1 pseudogene is annotated in these 796 nt (G+C 57.3%); it reads right to left on the bottom strand.

Annotation, left to right across the window (positions count from 1 at the left end):
* Window positions 1–379: 379 nt before the first annotated feature.
* Window positions 380–796: pseudogene (locus tag WH279_RS00005) on the bottom strand (ABC transporter ATP-binding protein); the annotation flags it as partial.

Below are 796 nucleotides of genomic sequence, written 5' to 3'. Positions count from 1 at the left end.
GCGTTATCCCGATAAATCAGTGTCGTAGGGGCATGGCATGCCGCGTCCGGTTGTGTCCCAGAGTGCGCCATCCCGGAAAATTAGTGTCGTAGGGGCATAGCATGCCGCGCCCGGTTGTGTCCCAGAGTGCGTTATCCCGATAAATCAGTGTCGTAGGGGCATGGCATGCCGCGTCCGGTTGTGTCCCAGAGTGCGCCATCCCGGAAAATTAGTGTCGTAGGGGCATAGCATGCCGCGCCCGGTTGTGTCCCAGAGTGCGTTATCCCGATAAATCAGTGTCGTAGGGGCGTGGCATGCCGCGCCCGGTTTTGTCCCAGAGTACGCCATCCCGGAAAATCAGTGTCGTAGGGGCGTGGCATGCCGCGCCCGGACTGCTGCATCAGGCGTTCATGATCGACTCTAATTCTTCCTGCGCTTCCAGCCATTCCATTTCACACTCTTCCAATGCTGATTTCGCCGTTGCCTGCTGTTGCAGTGCAGCGGTCAGATCGGCTTTGCGGCTCTGTTCGTAAATGGCGCTGTCAGACAGTTTATTTTCGGCGTCAGCCAACTGGGCATTGTGCTTCTCCATCTGCTTTTCCAGTTTCTCAATTTGCTTACGCAGTGGCTGAGTCTGGGTGCGCAGTTCTGCATCGCGGCGTTTCTGGTCTTTACGGGCCTGAGCGCTGTTGGCGCTGTCGGCTTTCGGGGCGGCCTCTGCGCTGGTCTGACGTTGCAGATCGCTCAGCCACTGCTGATAATCTTCCAGGTCTCCTTCAAAGGCTTCGACTTTGCCATCGTGCACCAGGTAGAGATC

It is taken from the genome of Erwinia sp. MYb375 (assembly GCF_037479175.1).
Lineage (GTDB): Bacteria > Pseudomonadota > Gammaproteobacteria > Enterobacterales > Enterobacteriaceae > Erwinia > Erwinia rhapontici.
This window is presented reverse-complemented; position numbering and strand designations above follow the sequence as displayed.